Origin of the sequence: Streptomyces sp. NBC_00091 (genome assembly GCF_026343185.1) — a bacterium.
In the GTDB taxonomy this organism is placed as follows: domain Bacteria; phylum Actinomycetota; class Actinomycetes; order Streptomycetales; family Streptomycetaceae; genus Streptomyces.
Window position 1 is genome coordinate 5,142,589 of sequence record NZ_JAPEMA010000001.1, and the last position, 19,540, is coordinate 5,162,128.

Consider the following 19,540-nt stretch of genomic DNA (forward strand, 5'->3'; position numbering starts at 1 on the left):
TCCGGTCTCCTCTTGATCGCAAGGGCTCGTGGAGGGAATCCCGTTCGCTCTCAGCCCATCGAGCGGTAGCGGTGGATCAGGGACACCGCCATCGCCCCCTCGCCCACGCCCGAGGCGACCCGCTTGACCGAGTGGGCGCGCACGTCGCCCGCTGCGAACACCCCCGGGACGCTGGTCTCCAGCGGGTACGGGGCGCGCTCCAGGCTCCATTCCGCCGGGAGTTCCCCGCCGTTGGCGATCAGGTCGGAGCCGGTGAGGACGAAGCCGTACTCGTCGCGCTCCACGACCCCGGCCAGCCAGTCGGTGTGCGGGCGGGCGCCGATGAAGGTGAACATGAACCGCGCCGGGATCTCCCGGTCCTCGCCGGTGTCGGCGTCGTGCAGGGTGATCCGCTCCAGGTGCTCCCCGCCGTGCAGGGCGGTGACCGTCGTACGGACCTTCACCTCGATGTTGGGGGTGCGTTCGATCTCGTCGATCAGATAGCGGGACATGCTCGCGTCCAGGGAGGCCGCGCGCACCAGGATCGTCACCCGGGCCGCGTACTTGGCGAAGTGCACCGCCGCCTGGCCGGCCGAGTTGGCGCCGCCCACGATGAACACGTGCTGCGAGATGCAGGCCGAGCTCTCCGTGGTCGCCGCGCCGTAGTACAGGCCCGCGCCCTCGAAGCGGTCCGCGCCGGGGGCGTCGAGGCGGTTGTACGAGACCCCGGTCGCCAGCAGTACCGTCTCCGCGCTGATCTCCGTACCGTCCGCCAGGGTCAGGATCTTCGCGGGGTCGTCCCGGGTCAGGGAGATGACCTCCACCGGGTGCAGGATCTCGGCGCCGAACCGGGACGCCTGGATGGTGGCCCGCCGGGTCAGGTCCCCGCCGGAGAGGCCCGAGGGGAAGCCCAGGTAGTTCTCGATCAGGCTGGAGGTGCCGGCCTGGCCGCCCGGGGCGCGGGAGTCCAGCATCAGCGTGGACAGGCCCTCGGAGGCCGAGTAGACCCCGGCGGCCAGCCCCGCCGGCCCGGCGCCGACGATCACGCACTCGTAGTGCGGGCGGGAGGCGGTGGTGGCCAGGCCCAGGCGCTGCGCGAGTTCGGTGTCGGTCGGGGCGGAGAGCACCGAGCCGTCCGGGAAGCGCACCAGCGGGAGCGCCGCGTCGGCCTGCGCGGCGGCGATCACCGTCAGCGCCTCGGGGTCCCGCTCGACGTTGAGGAAGCGGAACGGCTGCCCGTTGCGGGTGAAGAAGTCCCGGACGGCGTGGGTGCCGGGGGAGACGAGGTGGCCCGCGACGATGATCCCGTCGTAGGCCGGGCGGTAGGTGGCCAGCCAGTCGGAGAGCAGGTCGTCCAGCACGGGGAAGAGCCGCTCGTGCGGCGGGTCCCAGGGCTTGAGCAGGTAGTAGTCCAGCCGTACCCGGTTGATGGCGGTGATGGCCGCGTCGGTCTCCGCGTACGCGGTCAGCAGGACCCGGCGGGCGTCCGGGAAGCGGCTGACGGCCTCCAGCAGGAACTCGACGCCGGTGACGTCGGGCATCCGCTGGTCGACGAGGAACAGCGCCGGGTCGTGGCCGCGCTCGTCGAGGGAGTCCAGGATCTTCAGGGCGTCGGCGGCCGAGGAGGCGCCGAGCACCCGGTAGCGGTCGCCGTAGGCGCTGCGCAGGTCGCGGCGGACGGCGCGCAGCACCTGCGGGTCGTCGTCCACGGCCAGGATGACGGGCTTGCGGCTCTCGGCGCGCTCGGCGGCGGCTCCGGTGGGGCTCGAGGCCGGAGCGGGGGCCGCGGTGGGAGAGGCTGCGCCCTCCGGGGCGGCGCTCACGCCGGGTCCAGCATCAGCTGGTCGGCGTAGCACCAGGCCCAGTCCTCACCGGGCTCGTGCGAGGCCGCGATCGGATGGTCGGTCGCCTTGTAGTGCCGGGTGGCGTGGCGGTTCTTCGACGAGTCGCAGCATCCGACGTGTCCGCAGCTCAGGCACATCCGCAGGTGCACCCAGCCGTCTCCCAGCCGCAGGCACTCCTCGCAGCCCTCGGCGGATGGCTTCACCGGACGTATCTGGTCGATGTGTGTGCACAACAACTCCATCGTCATCGTCCCCGTCCCTCTCGTCGCGCATTCGTACGCCCCGTCGCGCCCGTCCATCACGGCGCGTCCAGACCATAAATCGGGGACCTTGAAATGGTTCATCGATCCGGCCGAGGTCATGAAGTCCGGCGGGTACTTCCTGACCTCGGCGGACGACTAGGTGAGGTGCCGCCGCCACCTTGCCCGCTACCTCACGAAGTCGCATTCGGGCGCTTTGACGCAGGCCCTGGGCGCACGCAGTGTGGGGATCGCAAACGACAACAGGCGGCGCCTGGAGGAATCTGTGAGCAGAAAGATTCTGGTCATTGTCTCCGAACACGGATACTGGGCCGAGGAACTGATCGGTCCCGTTTCCAAGTTCGACGAGCGGGGCTACGAGATCGTATTCGCCACGCCGACCGGAAAGCGTGCGCACGCACTTCCGCCGAGCCTCGACGCGAACTACATCGACCCCCCGCTGGGCCGCTCGGTGACCACCGAGGAGAACGCCCGGCTGGGCCGCGAGTTCGAGCAGTCGAGCCGGCTCGACTCGCCGCTCGACATCGAGGCATGGGTGCCCGAGCGCCCGTACACGAGCGACGAGGGCTACCTGCGCAAGCTGGAGCAGTACCACCGAGATCTGGACAAGATCGACGCCGATATCGCGGAGTACGACGCGATCCTCATCGTCGGCGGCAGCGGTCCGATCGCCGACCTCGCCAACAACGAGCGGGTCCACGCCCTGATCCTGGCCTTCCACAAGGCCGGCAAGGTCGTCGCCGCCGAGTGCTACGGGGTCGCCTGCCTGGCCTTCGCCCGGGACTGGAGCGACCGCCAGAGCATCATCCGGGGCAAGCACGTGACCGGCCACTGCAAGGAGTACGACTACAAGGACGGCACCGGATTCCTCGGTACCGACTTCAACATGGGTCCGCCCCCGTATCCGCTGGAGTACATCCTGCGCGATGCGACCGGCCCGCGCGGCGCCTATCACGGCAATTTCGGAAAGCCGGTATCGGTGGTCGTCGACTACCCCTTCGTCACCGGCCGCTCGACCCCCGACTCCTATCTCACGGGGCAGAAGATCGTGGAAGTCCTGGAGGACGGTCTCACCCGCTACGGGTGGTAGGAAAGAAACAGGGGGAGTCCGATGAATACCGAAGCCACTCCCGGACGGGAAAGGCTGATCGAGCAGTTCAAGGCCGACGGCCTGAATGTCATGTTCGGAAATCCGGGAACGGTGGAACAGGGATTCCTCGACGCGGTGGACGCGGCGGCGGACTTCCGGTACGTCCTCGCCCTCCAGGAGACCGTGGCCGCCGGCATCGCCGACGGCTACGCCAGGGCCACCGGCGGCGCGGCCCTGCTCCAGCTGCACTCCGGCGTGGGGCTGGGCAACGGCATAGGCATGCTCTACCAGTCGCTGCGCGGCCACACCCCGCTCGTCGTGGTCGCCGGCGACGCCGGGGTGCGCTACGACGCCATGGACGCGCAGATGGCCTGTGACCTGGTGGCCATGGCCAAGCCCGTCACCAAGTACGCGACCCGGGTCACCGACCCCCGGTCCGTGCTCCGCACCATCCGGCGGGCCGTCAAGATCGCCCTGACCCCGCCGCGCGGCCCGGTGTTCGTGGCCCTGCCCATGGACGTGCTGGACGAGCTCAACTCCGAGCCCGTGCTGCCCGCCACGGTGCCGCTCACCGACGTGGCGCCCTCGCCGGCCTCGGTGGGGCGGGCGGCCGAGCTGCTCGCCGCCGCCGAGCGGCCGGTGGTCCTCGTCGGGGACGGGGTCGCGCTCTCCGGGGCGCAGGCCGAACTCGCCGCCGTCGCCGAGCTGCTGGGCGCCGACGTGTACGAGGTCGACTCCTCCGAGGTGAACATCGCCGCCTCGCACCCGCTGCGCCGGGGCCAGACGGGCCACATGTTCGGCCCGCACAGCAAGGAGCTGGTCGGCGGGGCCGACGGGGTGCTGATCGTGGGCACCTACGTCTTCCCCGAGGTGTTCCCCGAACTGGAGAGCCCCTTCCGGCCGGGCGCGAAGGTCGTGCACATCGACCTCAACGCCTATGAGATCGCCAAGAACCACCCCGTGGACCTGGGCCTGGCCGCCGACCCGCGACAGGCGCTGCGCGCGCTGGCCGGCGTACTGGAACAGCGGCTCACCCCGGGGCAGCGGGCGGCGGCGGCCGCGCGGCTGGACGTACGGACCCGGGAGCGGGCCCGCGCCGACCTGGCGCGGCCGGACGACGGCACGCCGATGGCCGTCTTCCTGCGGACGCTGGCCGAGCGCACCGCCGGGGACCTGATCGTCTTCGACGAGGCGCTGACGACCTCCCCGCTGGTCACCCGGTACCTGCCGCCGGAGCGGCCGGGCGACTACCACCTCACCCGGGGCGGGTCGCTGGGCGTCGGCTTCCCCGGGGCGGTCGGCGCCAAGCTCGCCCACCCGGACCGGCTCGTCGTCGGCTTCGCGGGCGACGGCGGGTCGATGTACACCTACCAGGCGCTGTGGACGGCGGTCCGGCACGGCATCGCCGCCAAGTTCGTGGTCTGCAACAACCGCAAGTACCGGCTGCTCGACGACAACATCGCCCAGTACTGGCGGGAGCGGGGCATCGCCGAGCACCCCTTCCCGGGCTCCTTCGACCTCTCCCGCCCCGAGATCGACTTCGCGGGGCTGGCCCGGGCGCTGGGCGCCGAGGGGACACGGGTGGAGAAGCCCGACGAGGCCGCCGCCGCCGTCGGCCGGATGCTGGCCCACCCCGGCCCGTACCTGGTCGACGTCCAGATCTGAGCAGCGCCCGCACCGCCGAGGAACACGACGCGACACACCGACGGACAGGAGGAGACCGCATGCCCGCCGAGCGGCTGACCGAGGACGCGATCCGCACTTTCGCCGAGAACTGGTACGTGGCCCTGGACCGGCACCTGCCACTGGAGCAGGTCCTCGCCCTCATCACCGAGGACCTGGAGTTCAAGGTCCCCGAGGACACCTTCCTCGGACACCAGGGCTTCGGCCGCTGGTACGCCGCCGTGACCGGCCGGTTCTTCGACGAGGTGCACACGGTCACCAAGGTGGAGCCGGTCATCGAGGGCGACCGGGCGATCGTCCGGGTCCTCGTCAACTGGCAGGCCAAGATCTGGGACCCGCCGGCCCCCCGCAGCCAGTGGCTGGGCTTCGACGCCGACCAGACCTGGACCGTGGTGGCCGGCCCGGACGGGCCGCTGATCAGGCAGTACACCGTCAACGAACTGGCGCCGATGCCCGGTTCGGGTTCGCTCTGAGAAGGCGGCGGCGATGACCGAAGTGACACGCGAGCGGGTCGAGGCCGCCTACCGGGCGCTGGGCTCCGGCGACCGCGCGCGGATCCTCGAGTACTACTCCGAGGACCTGCGCTGGCTGGTGCCGGGCAACCACCCGCTGGCCGGCTGGTACGAGAGCCTCGACGCTTTCCTGGAGCTGATGGGCCAGACCCACAAGCTCACGGGCGGCACCTTCCGGATGGACCTGGAGGCGGTCCTCGTCGGGGAGGACTGCAGCGCCGACGTGTGCCGCAACGTCGCCCTCCGGGACGGCGCGGACCCGGCGGGCACCTCCCCGTACGAGCGGATGGACTACCCGGTCTTCCACTTCATGCGGTGGCGGGACGGCCGGATCGTCGAGGGCCGCGACGGGCTCTTCGGGGACACGGCGGCCGCCTTCAGCCAGTTCTGGGCCCCGTTCGCGCCGGACGGAACCCGCAGGGACCGATAGGGGGATGAGAGACGCGATGGACGCCCGAGAGAGCATGACCGAAGTCCTTCGGAAGTACTACGAGTACGCCAACGCGGGCGACTGGGACCGCTGGTGCGACCTGTTCGCCGACGACCAGGTCATGGACGAGCAGCTCGCCGGACACATCGAGGGCCTGGAGACCCTGCGCTCGATGATGAAGGGCATGGGGACCATGTACCGGGTCTTCCGCAACGAGCCCGTGCACTTCCTGGTCGACGGGGAGAAGGCCGCGGCCGTCTCCCACCTCACCGCCGTCAGCGCCTCCGGCGAGGCCATCGAGGCCGAGGTGATGAACTTCTTCCGGATCGTGGACGGACGGATCGCCTACATGGCGAACTACCACGACACCGCCCCCTTCCAGGTGCTGAGCCAGGGCTGAGGGGGACCGGACTCGTGGCCACAGAGCAGTACGACTACGTGATCGTCGGCTCCGGCACCGCCGGCAGTGTCCTCGCGAACCGCCTCTCCGAGGACCCGGACGTCTCCGTCCTGGTCCTGGAGGCCGGCGGCTCCCGCATCCCGCCCGAGGTGGACGACCCGTCCTCCTGGTACAAGCTGCTCGGCGGGCCCGTCGACTGGGGGTACACCAGCGTCCCGCAGCCGGGCCTCGGCGGCCGCCGTACGTACGAACCGCGCGGCAAGGCGCCCGGCGGCAGCAGCAACCTCTACATCATGATGCACATCCGGGGCCACGCCTCGGACTTCGACAACTGGGCCTACCAGGGCGCGGCCGGCTGGGCGTACGAGGACGTCCTGCCGTACTTCGCCCTGCTGGAGGGCCAGGAGGACGCCACCGCCGCCACCACCGGCACGGCCGGACCGCAGCGGATCACCCACGCCGGGCGGCACGACCCCAACCCGGCCTCCCGCGCCTTCATCGACGCCGCCGTCGAGCTGGGCCACCAGGAGATCGCCGACTTCAACACCGCCGGTCCCCGGCGCGGCCTCTTCGGCACCGGCTGGCACCACATCGACGTCGCCGACGGCCGCCGCCAGGGCACCCTGGCCGCCTACCTGGAGCCGGCGCTGAGCCGGCCCAACCTGACCCTGCGCACCAACGCGCAGAGCACCCGTCTGCTCTTCGACGGGGACACCTGCACGGGCGTCGAGTACACCCAGCTCCGGGCCCCGGCCGCGCTTTCGGGCAGAGACGTCCCGGGCCGCACCGTCCGCGACGGCCACAGCACCGCCGCGGCCCCCGGACCGCACACCGTACGGGCCCGGCGCGAGGTGATCGTGGCGGCCGGGGCGATCGAGTCCCCGAAGCTGCTGCTGCTCTCCGGGATCGGGCACCCCGAGCAGCTGCGCGAGCACGGCATCGAGGTCACCGCGGCCCTGCCCGGGGTCGGCGAGAACTTCCACAACCACGTCCTGACCGGGCTGATGGCCGAGGTCACCCAGGAACTCCCGCCGCCGGCGCAGAACCTGTCGGAGAGCGCCCTGTTCCTGTCCTCCCGGCCCGGGCTGCCCGCCCCGGACCTCCAGATCGCCTTCGTCCACGTCCCGTTCGACGTGATCGTCGGCAAGGACCACCCGAACACGGTGTCCATCCTGCCGGGTGTCGTACGCCCGGTCTCGCGCGGCTGGATCAGGCTCGCGAGCGCCGATCCGCTGGCCCACCCGCTGATCCACCCGAACTACCTGGGCGACCGGTGGGACCTGGAGCGGATGGTGCAGGGCGTCAAGCTCGCCCGGGAGATCTTCGCGACCTCCGCCTTCTCGCCCTGGTACAAGCAGGAGCTCCAGCCGGGGCCCGGCTTCGCCACCGACGAGGAGCTGCGGACCTTCGTGAAGCAGAAGTCGGAGAGCTACCACCACCAGGCCGGCTCCTGCCGCATGGGCATCGACGACCTCGCGGTCGTCGACCCCGAGCTGCGGGTGCACGGCGTACGGAACCTGCGCGTCGTCGACGCCAGCGTGATGCCCGCCGTCCCGTCGGGTAACTGCCACACCGCCATCGCGATGATCGCCGAGCGCGCGGCGGACTTCCTGAGGGGGACCTCCCGTGTCTGACGTGGTCCTGCGCGAGGGGGCGCTGACCGGGACCAGGATCGCGGTCCTGGTCGAGAGCGACTTCTACGAGCCGGAGATCTTCTACTACCAGCGCCGGTTCGCCGAGGAGGGGGCCGAGGTCGACTTCCTGACCCGGCTGTGGGGCAACGACTCCATCACCTTCTCCGGGCACGAGTACCGGGCGCCCTTCACGGCGAGCCGGTCCCTGGAGGGGCTGAGCGACGAGGAGCTGCGCCGCTACTCCGCGGTCATCGTGCCCTCGGGCATGGTCGCCGACCGGCTGCGCTACACCGAGGACGTGGACGTCCTCGCCCCGGCGACCGAGCTGCTGCGCCGGGCCTTCGAGGAGCCGACCGTCCTCAAGGGGATCATCTGCCACGGCATGTGGCTGGCCTCCTCGATCCCGGGCAAGGTGCGCGGCCGCAAGGTGGTCTGCCACAACAACCTCATCGGGGACGTCCGCAACATGGGCGCCCAGTACGTGGACGAGGACGTGGTGGTCGACGGGGACCTGGTCACCGGCCGCACCGGCGCCCACCACCACCTCTTCGCCCGCCGGATCATCGAACTGCTCGCGGCGGGGCGGGGCCGGGGGGCCGGCTGATGCCGGGCGCCGGGGACCGCCCGATGGTCTGGTCGCACGTGGGCCTGAACTGCGCGGACCAGAAGAGCACCGAGGAGTTCTACACCCGGTACTTCGGCTTCACCCGGGCCCGGGTGGTCGAGCTGGGGGAGGCCAGCATCGTGTTCCTGCGCAAGGGGGACGCGTACCTGGAACTCTTCGCGGCCGGCACCGACCCGGCCCGCACGGCGCACGTGGGGGTCCCCCCAGCGGTAGCTGGGGGAGACGGGCCGCAGGCCCCGGGCCGGATACGCCACCTGGCCTTCCAGACCGACAGCGTCGACGCGTTCCTCGCGGAACTGGGCGACGCGGCCGAGGTGACCCTGGGGCCGCTGGACTTCGACGACTTCATCTGCGGCTGGCGGACCGTATGGGTCCGCGACCCGGACGGAGTGATCGTCGAGGTCAGCCAGGGATTCGAGGACGACCGCTCACACGACAAGGACGGTGCATGACATGGCGGGCTCGCTGAGCTTCTCCTTCTCCGACACGATCGCGGGCTACGTCGTCCGCTTCGACTCCTCGTCACGGCTGCTGAGGCTGAAGACCACCGACGAGCGGGAGTTCGAGGTCTCGCTCGCCGGCGACCCCAGCGCCGAGCTGGTGCGCAACCTGGACGAGCCGTACATCGACGCCTCGGGGCACATCGACGAGATGCTCTCCCCGGGCCGGCCCCTCTTCGCCTACGGGGTCCACTACCCCGAGCAGGGCGGGCGGTTCGAGGCCAAGCGCCTGGTGTTCCTGGGCCGCGGCGCCGAGGACTACCGCTTCGAAGAGGCCGGCTGGTGGATCCGCCAGATCGAGTCGCTGGCCGACTTCTACAAGCGGGCCCAGTTCGGCGACGGCCCGGTGGACTTCACCGAGTACCGCACCGAGATCCGGCTCGGCGGCGACAAGACCGCCAGCCACGTCCAGGAGACCGACACCATCTCCCGCCTGGTCTACGGCATGGCCTCGGCCTACCTGCTGACCGGCAAGGACGAGTACCTGGAGGTCGCCGAGCGCGGCACCGAGTACCTGCGCAAGCACATGCGGGTCGTGGACAGCGAGGAGGACGTGGTCTTCTGGTACCACGGCATCAGCGTCGACGGTGACAGCGAGCGCAAGCTCTTCACCTCGGAGTTCTCCGACGACTACGACGCGATCCCGATGTACGAGCAGATCTACGCGCTGGCCGGCCCCATCCAGACCTACCGGATCACCGGTGACGTCCGGATCAGGAACGACGCCGACGCCACCATCCGGCTCTTCGACAAGTTCTTCAAGGACGAGGAGCAGGGCGGGTACTTCTCGCACATCGACCCGATCCTCTTCAGCGCCGACCACGAGTCGCTGGGCGAGAACGCCGAGCGCAAGAACTGGAACTCGGTCGGGGACCACGCGCCCGCGTACCTGATCAACCTGTACCTGGCGACCGGTGAGCAGAAGTACGCCGATTTCCTCGAGTACACCTTCGACACCATCGCGGACAAGTTCCCGGACTACAAGAACAGCCCGTTCGTCCAGGAGCGCTTCTTCCGCGACTGGTCGCACGACACCGCGCACAGCTGGCAGCAGAACCGCGCGGTCGTCGGGCACAACCTGAAGATCGCCTGGAACCTGATGCGGATGAACTCGCTGAAGGCCAAGCCCGCCTACGAGGAGCTCGCCCGCAAGATCGGCGAGATCATGCCGGCCGTCGGCAGCGACCAGCAGCGCGGGGGCTGGTACGACGTCGTGGAGCGGGTGAAGGAAGGGGACCAGGAGGCGTATCGATTCGCCTGGCACGACCGCAAGGCCTGGTGGCAGCAGGAGCAGGCGATCCTCGCCTACCTCATCCTGAACGGCACGGTCGGCGGCGAGGCGAACCTGCGCGAGGCCCGGCAGGCCCAGGCCTTCTACAACACCTTCTTCCTCGACCACGACGAGGGAGCGGTCTACTTCAACGTGCTCGCCAGCGGTACGCCGTACCTGCTCGGCACGGAGCGGCTCAAGGGCAGCCACTCGATGTCCATGTACCACTCGGCGGAGCTCTGCTTCCTCGCCGCCGTCTACAACAACCTGCTCGTCAACGGCCGGGAGATGGACTTCCACTTCCAGCCCGACCCGAGCGACCTGCCCGACCGGATCCTGCGCGTCTCGCCCGACCTGCTGCCCGCGGGCTCGGTGCGGATCGCGTCCGTGGAGATCGACGAGAAGCCGTACGAGGAGTTCGACGCGGACGAGCTGACCGTCCACCTCCCCGACGTCCAGGGACGGGTCAAGGTCAAGGTCCGGCTCCGGCCGGTGACCAAGAAGTAGTGCCCAACGGGGGGCGCCCCAACTAGAGGGGAAAGCAAGTCATGAGTCTGAACGTGAAGGAACGCCGGAACAAGACGGCCACCGTGCTCGTCGCCACCGGCGAGATCAACAGCGAGACCTCCGGCACCCTGCTGGAGGCCCTGCTGCCGCTGGTCCGCGAGGGCCGGCCGCTGCGCATCGACCTGACCGCCGTCACCTACGTCTCCAGCGCCGGCCTGCGCACCCTGCTGGTCGTCTACCGCGAGGCGCAGCACGCCGGGGTCGCGGTCACCCTGTACGGGGTGAGCGAGGAAGTCCGGTTCGTCATGTCGGCCACCGGCTTCCTCGACTTCTTCGAGACCGGCGAGGCCGCCGCCGCCCGGGCCAAGGCCGCGCGATGAGCGAGGCCCGCTCCGAACAGGTGCTGCGCGTGGACGCGTACCCGACCCACGAAGTGGGCGGGTACCGCGTCCGCGCGGGCAAGCCCTTCCCCTTCGGGGCCAACGTGGTCCCCGGCGGGGTCAGTTTCTCCGTCTTCTCCGACCAGGCCACCTCCATGACCCTGGTCATCTTCAAGCGCGGAGAGCCCGAGCCGATGGCCGAGCTGGAATTCCCCGAGGAGTTCCGCACCGGCAGCGTCTTCGCCATGACGGTCTTCGGCCTCGACCACGAGAACATCGAGTACGGGTACCGGGCCGACGGCCCCTACGACCCGGCCATCGGCCACCGCTTCGACGCCCGGCAGGTCCTCTCCGACCCCTACGCCCGGCTGATCGCCGGCCGCGACGTGTGGGGCGTGGAACCGGACCGCAGCCGCGGCTACCAGTACCGCTCCCGGGTCTGCCTCCAGGACTTCGACTGGGGCGACGACACCCCGCTGCGGATCCCCGCCGAGGACCTCGTCGTGTACGAGGCCCACGTGCGCGGCTTCACCCGGCACCCCTCCTCCCAGGTCACCGCCCCCGGCACCTTCGCGGGGCTGCGGGAGAAGATCCCGTACCTGAAGGAGCTGGGCGTCAACTGCATCGAGCTGCTGCCCGTCTTCGAGTTCGACGAGAGCGACAACCCGCGCACCAACCCCGAGACCGGCGAGCGGCTCTACGACTACTGGGGCTACAACACCGTCTCCTTCTTCGCGCCGAAGGCCGGCTACGCGGCCACCGGACGCTACGGGATGCAGGGCGACGAGTTCCGCACCCTGATCAAGGACCTGCACGCGGCCGGCATCGAGGTCATCCTCGACGTCGTCTTCAACCACACCGCCGAGGGCAACGAGCAGGGCCCGACCATCTCCTTCAAGGGCCTGGACAACGCCACGTACTACATGCTCACGCCCGAGGGGTACTACTTCAACTTCAGCGGCACCGGCAACACGGTCAACTGCAACCACCCCGTGGTCCGCAACTACGTCCTGGACTGCCTGCGCCACTGGGTCGCCGACTACCACGTCGACGGCTTCCGCTTCGACCTCGCGGCCATCCTCGGCCGGGACCTGGACGGCACCCCGCTGCCCAACCCGCCGCTGCTGGAGCTGCTCGCCTTCGACCCGGTCCTGCGGCACACCAAGCTCATCGCCGAGGCCTGGGACGCCGGCGGGCTCTACGAGGTCGGCAACTTCCCGGCGTACGGACGCTGGGCGGAGTGGAACGGCAAGTACCGCGACACCGTCCGCAGCTTCCTCAAGGGCGACCCCGGGGTCACCGGGGAGCTGGCCACCCGGATCGCGGGCTCGCCCGACCTCTACTCCAGCCGCGGGACCTCGGCCTCCGTCAACTTCCTGACGGCGCACGACGGTTTCACCCTGGCCGACCTGGTCTCGTACAACGACAAGCACAACGAGGCCAACGGCGAGGGCAACAACGACGGCGGCAACGACAACGCCAGCTGGAACTGCGGGGCCGAGGGGCCGACCGACGACCCCGAGGTCAACGCCCTGCGGCTGCGCCAGATGAAGAACGCCCTCGCCATCCTCTTCACCAGCCAGGGCATCCCGATGCTGCTGTCCGGGGACGAGGTGGCACGCACCCAGCAGGGCAACAACAACACGTACTGCCAGGACAACGAACTGTCCTGGTTCGACTGGGACCAGGTCGACGAGAACGCCGAACTGCTCCGGTTCACCCGGGAGATGATCGCCTTCCGGGGGCACCACCGCGAACTGCGCTCCACCTCCCACCCCACGGGCCGGCTCCGGGAAGGCCTGGGCCTGCCCGACATCAGCTGGCACGGGGAGCGGGCCTGGCAGCCCGACTGGTCGGCGGAGAGCCGGCTGCTGGCGGTGGCCCGCTGCGGCACCGGTGACCAGGACGTGGTGTACGTGGCCATGAACTCCCACTGGGAGTCGCACGACCTGGAACTGCCCGCCCTGCCCGGCGGCCGCAGCTGGCACCTCTTCGCCGACACCGGCGCCGAGGCGCCGCACGACATCCGCAGCCCGGGGACGGAACAGGAGCTGGACAACGCCGGCAAGTACCTGATCGGCCCGCGCTCCGTCGTGATCCTGGTCGGCCGCGCGAACGACCCCGATCCCCGAGACGACTGACACGCCCTGAACCGAAGGAGACCTGACATGCCGCTTTCCGTGTCCCTGAGCATCGAGGGCGACACCACCGTGATCGAGCTGACGGGCGAGCTGGACGCGAAGACCGCGCCGGAGTTCCACCAGACCATCGAGAAGGCCGCCGGGCACGGCACCGGCACCGTCGAGATCCGGATGGCCGGGGTCGGCTACATGGCCAGCGCCGGCCTGCGCTCCCTGGTCTTCGCCCAGCAGAAGGTCGGCGCGGGGGTCACCATCAAGGTGACCGGCGCGATCGAGCCCGTCGCCCGGACCATCCGTACGGCCGGGCTCGACCGCAGCATCCTGCTCTCCGATGACTGAGTACGACGCCCGGGCCGGTGAATGAGATGGTCGAACTGGCGAGGAAGCCCGCCGTACTGGAGGTGCCCGCGACGGTGGGGGCACTGGGCGAGATCGCCGCGTTCGTCCTGCGGCTGGCCGGACGGGCGGGCCTCGGCAAAGGGGCCACGTACCGGATCCGGCTGGCCGTGGACGAGCTGGCCACCAACATCGTGATGCACGGGTACCGGGGCGGCGACGGACGGATCACCGTCCGCGGCCGCTCCGGTCCCGACGGGGTGCGGATCGTCATCGAGGACACCGCCCCCGCGTTCGACCCCGTCGCAGGCCGCCTGCCCCCCGCCCCCGGGCTTCCCCCGGAACGGCGCAGGGTCGGCGGCCTCGGCATCCACCTGGCCCTGACCAGCGTGGACTCGTACGCCTACGCCCGCCGGGACGGCCGCAACATCAGCACGCTGACCGTGAAGGCCGATGAGGGGACGGACGCATGCCCTCCACGACCGTGATCATCCTGGACGTGTACCCGCCGCCGCCCGCCGAACTCCTCGAAGCGCTGCGGCTGATGGGCGCCGAACTCGTCACCCGCACCCTGGGGGAACTCCTGCGCGGCGGGCTGGAGGTGCTGCCCGTCGCGGACGTGCTGCTCGCCCCGGCCGAGGCCGACGGGGAGTCCGTGCGCAGCGCCGTACGCCGGCTGCGCCGCTGGGCCGGGGCCCCCATCGTGGTCGTCTGGACCGTCGCGGAGTTCGCCGCACTGGAGCGGCACGTCCGCCTCGGCCACGACTACCTCGTCCCGCCCTTCCTGCCCGCCCTGGTCGGGGCCCGGCTGCACAGCTGCACCGAGCGGGCCGGACTCGGCCGCACCCTGCGCGAGGCCGACGCCCGCGCCGAACTCATGGGGTACGAGAAGGAGCTGGAGATCGGCCGCGAGATCCAGGCCGGCTTCCTGCCCGAAGCGCTCCCCGTCCCGCGGGGCTGGGAGATCGACGTGCGCTTCCGGCCCGCCCGGCAGGTCGCCGGGGACTTCTACGACGTCTTCGAGCTCTCCCGGGGCCGCCGGCTCGCGGTGGTCGTCGCCGACGTCTGCGACAAGGGGGTCGGCGCGGCCCTCTTCATGGCCCTCATCCGTTCCCTGCTGCGCCACACTGCCGAGAACAGCGGACTCCAGCACCTGATGGCCGAGGCCCGCACCGGCGGCAGCCGGCGCACCCCGGTCGTCGGCGCCACCCCGCTGCTCAACGCGGTCACCGCCACCAACGGCTACCTCACCCGCAACCACCTGAGGCAGGGCTACTTCGCCACCCTGTTCTTCGGCGTCCTGGACCCGCTGACCGGCAGCCTCGTCTACATCAACGGCGGCCACAACCCGCCGCTGCTGCTCTCCGGCGACGGCTCCCTGCCCCGGACCCTCGAGGTCACGGGACCCGCCGTCGGGGTCCTGCCCGACTGCGTCTACACACTCGGCTACGCCCAGTTGAACCCCGGCGACACCCTCTTCGTGTTCACCGATGGAGTGCCAGAGGCCCGCTGCCCCGAAGGCAGCTTCCTCGGTGACGACAGGATGCTGGAGCTGCTCGCCGGCCCACCGGCGAGCGGCAGGGAGGTGGTCGACCTGATGGACCGGGCGGTGCGCGAACACACCGGCACCGCCGAACAGCACGACGACGTCACGATGCTGGCCCTGCACCGGCCACGTGCGGCGCGGGGGCCGCACGTGGAGACCACCACCGGCTACCAGGTGGTGGCGTGATGACCCGGACCATCGTGGTGCACTCGCACCGCGGCGGCACCGGGAAGTCCTCGGTGCTGGCGAACCTCGCGCTGCTGCTGGCGGCCGGGGGGCGCCGGGTGGGGGTGGTCGACACCGACCTCCAGTCGCCCACCCTGGACCTGCTGTTCGGGCTGGGTCCCGGCACCGGCTCGCTGGCCGACTACCTGCTCGGCCGCTGCGAGATCGAGACCGCGGCCCGGCGGACCGCCGTGCCCGGGCTGTACGTCGTACCGGCCCGGACCGGGACGGCGGCCCTGCGGGAGCTGATGACCACCGGGTACGACGTGGGACTGCTCCCGGAGGGCTTCGACCGGCTGGCCGAGAGCCACGCGCTCGACGTGCTCCTGCTCGACACGCACGCCGGGCTGAACAACGAATCGGTGACCGCCATGGGCAGCGCCGACGTCGTCCTGATCATGGCGAGGGCCGACCGGGTCGACCTCTCCGGGGTCGAGGAGACCATCGCCCTGGCGGGACGGCTCGCCTGTCGCAGGGCCCTGGTTCTGAGCATGGCGCCCGAAGGCGTGGACCGCGAAGCGGTCAGCCGCCGGGCCGCGGAGGTATACGGCGCCCCCCTGGCCGGAATTCTCCCGTACGTGCCGGAAATGGCGGCCCTCTACGGAGAGCGCATATTCGCGGAAGCCCTTCCCGACCACCCCCTGGTCGGTGAATTCCGCGCGATCCTCACGGCGTTGGACGCACGTGACGAAGTATCACGGGCCTGACGCCACCCCCTTACGCCCCTTGCTGAGGGGCGTGTTGAATCGGCAGCGAATCAGAACAAGGAGAGAATCATGCGGATTCTCGTCGTCTTGACGGCAAAGGCCACGCTCCATCTGCTGGACGGGGAACAACACCCCTCGGGTTTCTGGGCCGAGGAATTCGTGGTTCCCTATACCCTCTTCCAGGAGGCCGGCCACACCGTCGACGTGGCGACGATCGGCGGCGAACCCCCCACCGTCGACCTCACCAGCATCGACCCCGACTTCCTGCGGTGGGTCCGCCCCGAGGGCTCCCCGGACGAGGACACGGCCAACGCGGCCGAGTACGTCCGCGTCATCGAGCAGACCCCCCAGCTCAAGAACCCCCTCGCACTCGAATCCCTCGGCGAGAAGGACATCGCCGGATACGACGGCGTCTACATCAGCGGCGGCCACGGGGCCATCGGCGACCTGCCCAAGTCCGACGAGCTGGCGCAGCTGCTGCGCTGGGCCATCGGCCAGGGGAAGCCGCTGGCCACCGTCTGCCACGGCCACACCGCGCTGCTCGCCCTGCGCGACAGCGAGGGCCGCTGGCCGTTCGAGGGATACCGGATGACCGCCTTCTCGCACAGCGAGGAGCTGGTCACCAACATGGCCGGCCGGCTGCCGCTGATCCTGGAGTCCGAACTGACCAGACTCGGCGCCCGCTACGAGAAGGCCGAAGCGATCTGGGACTCGCACGTCGTCGTGGACCGCAAGCTCACCACCGGCCAGAACCCCTACTCCTCCAAGGCCCTCGCCGAGACGTTCCTGACACAGCTCGAACAGGGCTAGCCCCCGCGACACCGGAAGGTGCAGCCATGACCAAGCGCGTGCTCAGCGACCACCCCCTGGCCAACCCCGGGAAGCTGTTCATCGGCGGCAAATGGGTCGCCGCCCAGGACGGCCGTACCGAACCGGACGTCAGCCCGATCGACGGCCAGGAGATCGTGCCGGTGGCCCAGGCCGCCGCGGCCGACGCGGACGCCGCCGTCACGGCGGCCCGTACGGCGTACGAGGAAGGTCCGTGGAGCCGGCTGTCCGCCCAGGAGCGCGCGCTGCGGCTGAACCGTGTCGGTGAACTCATCGAACGGGACCTGGAGGAGATCGCCCTGCTGGAAACGGTGGACATGGGCAAGCCGTTCGCCTTCTCCAGCACCGTCGACGCCCCCATGGCCGCCCAGCTGATGCACTACTACGCGGGCGCGGTCACCAGGGTCGACGGCTCCTCCAGGGCTCCGGCCGGCGGACAGCTCGCCTACACCCTGCGCGAACCGCTGGGCGTGGTCTGCGCCATCACCCCCTTCAACTTCCCGCTGCTGCTGTCGATGACCAAGATCGCCCCGGCCCTCGCGGCCGGGAACACGGTCGTCCACAAGCCCTCACCGGCCACCCCGCTCACCGCCCTGAAGATCGCCGAACTCTTCCAGGAGGCGGAGATTCCCGACGGGGTGCTCAACGTCATCACCGGACCCGGAGTGGAACTGGGAGAGACCCTCACGGACCACCCCGGCATCGACAAGATCGCCTTCACCGGCTCCACCGCCGTCGGCCAGTCGATCATCCGGAAGTCGGCCGGCACCCTGAAGAAGGTCACGATGGAACTCGGCGGCAAGTCCGCCAACATCGTCTTCGCCGACGCCGACCTCGACGCCGCCGAGGAACTCGCCTTCTTCGGCATCTACTACAACAAGGGCGAGATCTGCACCGCCGGCTCCCGGCTGCTGCTGCACCGCCCCATCCACGACGAGATGGTCGAACGCCTGGTCCGCCGGGCCGCCGCCCTGCGGCCCGGGGACCCCCGCGACCCCGCGACCCTCTTCGGGCCGCTCGCCCACCGCGGCCAGTTCGACAAGGTCAGCTCCTACATCGAGGTCGGCGAGAAGGAAGGCGCGATCCTGCGCACCGGAGGCACCGGCTGGACCCCCGAAGGGGCCTCCAGCCAGGGCCTGTACTTCCTTCCCACCGTCTTCACCGGTGTCGACAACGGGATGCGGATCGCCCAGGAGGAGATCTTCGGCCCCGTCCTGTCGGTCATCCCCTTCGACACGGAGGAGGACGCCGTACGCATCGCCAACGACAGCGCGTACGGCCTCGCCGCCGGGGTCCACACCAAGGACCTGCGGCGGGCCCACCGGGTCGCCTCCCAGATCAAGGCCGGCACGGTCTGGGTCAATTGCTACAACCAGTACGACCCCTCGGTGCCCTACGGCGGCTACAAGGCCTCCGGCTACGGGCGCGAGTGCGGACCGGAATCCCTGGAGAGCTACACCCAGACCAAGTCGGTCTGGATCGGAATGGACTGACACCACACCATCGAGGAGCCCTCATGCGGACAGGCATCATCGGCACCGGGCGGATCGGCTCGACCCTCGCGAGGATCCTGGTGGCGTCCGGCCATCCGGTCGTCCTCGCCAACGCCACAGGGCCGCGCTCCCTCGCCCCGCTCCTGGCCGAACTCGGCCCCGAGGCCGCGGCGGCGCACCCCGTCGAAGCGGCGGGCCAGGCCGACCTCCTGGTGCTGATGGTGCCCTTCGCCGACGTGCGCGGGCTGCTGCCCCCGCACGTCGTGCAGGACAAGGTGCTGGTGGACGCCACCAACGCGTTCGGCGGCCCCGGCACCCCCGCCGACCTGGGCGGGCGCGGCTCCAGCGAGCTCGTCGCCGAGTGGTACCCCGGGGCCCGGGTCGTGAAATCCCTGAACACCATGCATTTCGAAACCCTCGCCGTCGCCGGGACCGCCTCCGGCCGGACGGCATCGGAGCGCCTCGCCCATTACACGGCGGGCGACGACACGAAGGCGAAGGAAATCGTCGCCGGAATCATCACGGACCTCGGATTCGCCCCCGTCGACACCGGCCCGCTGCACTCCGGAGGAAATCTCCAGCAGCCCGGCGGTCCCCTCTTCAACCGGTCGCTCACGGAAGCGCAGGCGCTCGCATGGATCTGACGCGCATAGAACTGACCCTGCACGTGAACGGAAGACCCGAGGAGTTCGCGGCCCAGCCGAACGAACTCCTCGTGGAACGGCTCCGCGACGGACTCGGCCTCACCGGCACCAAGGTGGGCTGCGACACCGGCCAGTGCGGAACCTGCGTGGTCCGCCTGGACGGCAGGTCCGTCAAGAGCTGCCTGATCCTCACCGCCTCCGCCGCCGGCTCCGAGGTCACCACCATCGAGGGCGTCACCACCCCCGGCGGCGAGCTGACCGGCCTCCAGGAGGCGCTGCGCCAGGAACACGGCACCCAGTGCGGCTTCTGCACGCCCGGCATGGTCATGGCGCTCGGCGAGCTGGTCGAGACCGCGCTCGTCAAGAACGCCGCCGGCGGCGAGGCCCCCACCGAGCCCGAGATCCGTGAATGGCTCACCGGCAACCTGTGCCGCTGCACCGGCTACCACAGCGTGGTCCGGGGAGTGCAGCGCGCCTGCGCCCCCGCCGAACCCGAGGGGCGGTGA

At 70.4% G+C, this 19,540-nt stretch carries 21 protein-coding genes; 19 read left to right on the top strand and 2 right to left on the bottom strand.

Annotated elements, in window-relative coordinates; all coding sequences use genetic code 11:
- Positions 1-50: 50 nt before the first annotated feature.
- Both OOK34_RS23785 and OOK34_RS23790 read right to left on the bottom strand, forming a co-directional pair.
- Entirely contained in the window at positions 51-1,694 is a 1,644-nt protein-coding gene (locus OOK34_RS23785; RefSeq protein ID WP_267036884.1) for an FAD-dependent oxidoreductase, read from the bottom strand.
- Positions 1,695-1,798: 104 nt separating this feature from the next.
- On the bottom strand, positions 1,799-2,071 hold the full coding sequence (locus OOK34_RS23790) for a UBP-type zinc finger domain-containing protein (RefSeq protein WP_267035876.1): 273 nt from the start codon (positions 2,069-2,071) through the stop codon (positions 1,799-1,801).
- Positions 2,072-2,348: 277 nt separating this feature from the next.
- Here OOK34_RS23790 and OOK34_RS23795 point away from each other — a divergent pair, with 277 nt between their 5' ends.
- From OOK34_RS23795 to OOK34_RS23885, 19 genes are all read left to right on the top strand, one after another.
- Positions 2,349-3,173, top strand: a complete 825-nt coding sequence (locus OOK34_RS23795; protein WP_267035877.1) for a type 1 glutamine amidotransferase domain-containing protein — start codon at positions 2,349-2,351, stop codon at positions 3,171-3,173.
- A gap of 21 nt (positions 3,174-3,194) precedes the next feature.
- Entirely contained in the window at positions 3,195-4,838 is a 1,644-nt protein-coding gene (locus OOK34_RS23800) for a thiamine pyrophosphate-binding protein (RefSeq protein ID WP_267035878.1), read from the top strand.
- Positions 4,839-4,897: 59 nt separating this feature from the next.
- Positions 4,898-5,329, top strand: a complete 432-nt coding sequence (locus OOK34_RS23805) for a nuclear transport factor 2 family protein (protein ID WP_267035879.1) — start codon at positions 4,898-4,900, stop codon at positions 5,327-5,329.
- Between the two features lie 13 nt (positions 5,330-5,342).
- Positions 5,343-5,798, top strand: coding sequence for a nuclear transport factor 2 family protein (locus OOK34_RS23810; protein ID WP_267035880.1), 456 nt, complete (start codon positions 5,343-5,345; stop codon positions 5,796-5,798).
- Positions 5,799-5,814: 16 nt separating this feature from the next.
- Positions 5,815-6,198, top strand: a complete 384-nt coding sequence (locus OOK34_RS23815) for a nuclear transport factor 2 family protein (RefSeq protein WP_267035881.1) — start codon at positions 5,815-5,817, stop codon at positions 6,196-6,198.
- A 14-nt stretch (positions 6,199-6,212) separates the two neighbouring features.
- On the top strand, positions 6,213-7,832 hold the full coding sequence (locus OOK34_RS23820) for a GMC family oxidoreductase (protein ID WP_267035882.1): 1,620 nt from the start codon (positions 6,213-6,215) through the stop codon (positions 7,830-7,832).
- Entirely contained in the window at positions 7,825-8,436 is a 612-nt protein-coding gene (locus tag OOK34_RS23825) for a DJ-1/PfpI family protein (RefSeq protein WP_267035883.1), read from the top strand. The genes OOK34_RS23820 and OOK34_RS23825 overlap by 8 nt, the downstream gene beginning before the upstream one ends.
- Entirely contained in the window at positions 8,436-8,909 is a 474-nt protein-coding gene (locus OOK34_RS23830) for a VOC family protein (RefSeq protein ID WP_267035884.1), read from the top strand. Before OOK34_RS23825 ends, OOK34_RS23830 begins: the two co-directional genes overlap by 1 nt.
- Before the next feature lies 1 nt (position 8,910).
- Entirely contained in the window at positions 8,911-10,734 is a 1,824-nt protein-coding gene (locus OOK34_RS23835; RefSeq protein WP_267035885.1) for an AGE family epimerase/isomerase, read from the top strand.
- A 41-nt stretch (positions 10,735-10,775) separates the two neighbouring features.
- Positions 10,776-11,114, top strand: coding sequence for an STAS domain-containing protein (locus OOK34_RS23840; protein WP_267035886.1), 339 nt, complete (start codon positions 10,776-10,778; stop codon positions 11,112-11,114).
- The gene (gene glgX, locus OOK34_RS23845) at positions 11,111-13,255 is read left to right on the top strand and encodes a glycogen debranching protein GlgX (RefSeq protein WP_267035887.1); all 2,145 of its coding nucleotides are present in this window, start codon (positions 11,111-11,113) and stop codon (positions 13,253-13,255) included. The genes OOK34_RS23840 and glgX overlap by 4 nt, the downstream gene beginning before the upstream one ends.
- A gap of 27 nt (positions 13,256-13,282) precedes the next feature.
- A complete protein-coding gene (locus OOK34_RS23850) occupies positions 13,283-13,594 on the top strand; it encodes an STAS domain-containing protein (protein ID WP_267035888.1) in 312 nt (103 codons plus the stop codon).
- Between the two features lie 26 nt (positions 13,595-13,620).
- Positions 13,621-14,079: an ATP-binding protein gene (locus tag OOK34_RS23855; RefSeq protein WP_267036885.1), complete on the top strand. Its 459-nt coding sequence runs from the start codon at positions 13,621-13,623 to the stop codon at positions 14,077-14,079.
- Positions 14,061-15,323, top strand: a complete 1,263-nt coding sequence (locus OOK34_RS23860) for a PP2C family protein-serine/threonine phosphatase (protein ID WP_267035889.1) — start codon at positions 14,061-14,063, stop codon at positions 15,321-15,323. Before OOK34_RS23855 ends, OOK34_RS23860 begins: the two co-directional genes overlap by 19 nt.
- Positions 15,323-16,069, top strand: a complete 747-nt coding sequence (locus OOK34_RS23865; RefSeq protein ID WP_267035890.1) for a MinD/ParA family protein — start codon at positions 15,323-15,325, stop codon at positions 16,067-16,069. Before OOK34_RS23860 ends, OOK34_RS23865 begins: the two co-directional genes overlap by 1 nt.
- A gap of 69 nt (positions 16,070-16,138) precedes the next feature.
- The gene (locus OOK34_RS23870) at positions 16,139-16,879 is read left to right on the top strand and encodes a type 1 glutamine amidotransferase domain-containing protein (RefSeq protein WP_267035891.1); all 741 of its coding nucleotides are present in this window, start codon (positions 16,139-16,141) and stop codon (positions 16,877-16,879) included.
- 26 nt (positions 16,880-16,905) lie between these two features.
- Positions 16,906-18,390 (top strand): aldehyde dehydrogenase, encoded by a 1,485-nt coding sequence (locus OOK34_RS23875; protein WP_267035892.1) that lies wholly within the window; start codon positions 16,906-16,908, stop codon positions 18,388-18,390.
- Entirely contained in the window at positions 18,327-19,034 is a 708-nt protein-coding gene (locus tag OOK34_RS23880) for an NADPH-dependent F420 reductase (RefSeq protein ID WP_267035893.1), read from the top strand. Before OOK34_RS23875 ends, OOK34_RS23880 begins: the two co-directional genes overlap by 64 nt.
- The gene (locus OOK34_RS23885) at positions 19,025-19,540 is read left to right on the top strand and encodes a (2Fe-2S)-binding protein (RefSeq protein ID WP_267035894.1); all 516 of its coding nucleotides are present in this window, start codon (positions 19,025-19,027) and stop codon (positions 19,538-19,540) included. The genes OOK34_RS23880 and OOK34_RS23885 overlap by 10 nt, the downstream gene beginning before the upstream one ends.

Coding starts and splice junctions, on each gene's coding strand:
- OOK34_RS23810 (WP_267035880.1), top strand. CDS start 5,343: ATGACCGAAGTGACACGCGAGCGGGTCGAGGCCGCCTACCGGGCGCTG.
- OOK34_RS23790 (WP_267035876.1), bottom strand. CDS start 2,071: ATGACGATGGAGTTGTTGTGCACACACATCGACCAGATACGTCCGGTG.
- OOK34_RS23830 (WP_267035884.1), top strand. CDS start 8,436: ATGCCGGGCGCCGGGGACCGCCCGATGGTCTGGTCGCACGTGGGCCTG.
- OOK34_RS23860 (WP_267035889.1), top strand. CDS start 14,061: ATGCCCTCCACGACCGTGATCATCCTGGACGTGTACCCGCCGCCGCCC.
- OOK34_RS23865 (WP_267035890.1), top strand. CDS start 15,323: ATGACCCGGACCATCGTGGTGCACTCGCACCGCGGCGGCACCGGGAAG.
- OOK34_RS23850 (WP_267035888.1), top strand. CDS start 13,283: ATGCCGCTTTCCGTGTCCCTGAGCATCGAGGGCGACACCACCGTGATC.
- glgX (WP_267035887.1), top strand. CDS start 11,111: ATGAGCGAGGCCCGCTCCGAACAGGTGCTGCGCGTGGACGCGTACCCG.
- OOK34_RS23835 (WP_267035885.1), top strand. CDS start 8,911: ATGGCGGGCTCGCTGAGCTTCTCCTTCTCCGACACGATCGCGGGCTAC.
- OOK34_RS23840 (WP_267035886.1), top strand. CDS start 10,776: ATGAGTCTGAACGTGAAGGAACGCCGGAACAAGACGGCCACCGTGCTC.
- OOK34_RS23885 (WP_267035894.1), top strand. CDS start 19,025: ATGGATCTGACGCGCATAGAACTGACCCTGCACGTGAACGGAAGACCC.
- OOK34_RS23815 (WP_267035881.1), top strand. CDS start 5,815: ATGGACGCCCGAGAGAGCATGACCGAAGTCCTTCGGAAGTACTACGAG.
- OOK34_RS23870 (WP_267035891.1), top strand. CDS start 16,139: ATGCGGATTCTCGTCGTCTTGACGGCAAAGGCCACGCTCCATCTGCTG.
- OOK34_RS23805 (WP_267035879.1), top strand. CDS start 4,898: ATGCCCGCCGAGCGGCTGACCGAGGACGCGATCCGCACTTTCGCCGAG.
- OOK34_RS23875 (WP_267035892.1), top strand. CDS start 16,906: ATGACCAAGCGCGTGCTCAGCGACCACCCCCTGGCCAACCCCGGGAAG.
- OOK34_RS23855 (WP_267036885.1), top strand. CDS start 13,621: ATGGTCGAACTGGCGAGGAAGCCCGCCGTACTGGAGGTGCCCGCGACG.
- OOK34_RS23800 (WP_267035878.1), top strand. CDS start 3,195: ATGAATACCGAAGCCACTCCCGGACGGGAAAGGCTGATCGAGCAGTTC.